This is a genomic window from Tritonibacter sp. SIMBA_163 (genome assembly GCF_046535935.1).
Taxonomy (GTDB): Bacteria; Pseudomonadota; Alphaproteobacteria; order Rhodobacterales; family Rhodobacteraceae; genus Epibacterium; species Epibacterium scottomollicae.
Genome location: NZ_JAWJBP010001530.1, coordinates 1 through 230, shown reverse-complemented (window position 1 = coordinate 230; position 230 = coordinate 1). Strand labels below are relative to the sequence as shown.

Below are 230 nucleotides of genomic sequence, written 5' to 3'. Positions count from 1 at the left end.
AAGATGCTGCCGCCGGTCGGCGTGCTGATCCCGATCTACCTGATCTTCCGCGACTTCGGCCTGCTGGATACGCGCTCGGGCCTGGTCTTCGTGCTGACCATGGTCAACCTGCCGATCATCGTCTGGATGCTGTTCACCTACTTCCGCGAGATCCCGGGCGAGATCCTGGAGGCCGCGCGCATGGACGGCGCCACGCTGCGTTCGGAGATCCTCTACGTGCTGACCCCGAT

Annotated in this window: 1 pseudogene; it reads left to right on the top strand. The window is 63.9% G+C overall.

Annotation, left to right across the window (positions count from 1 at the left end):
• Positions 1–230 (top strand): annotated as a pseudogene (locus R0J92_RS27400) (carbohydrate ABC transporter permease); the annotation flags it as partial.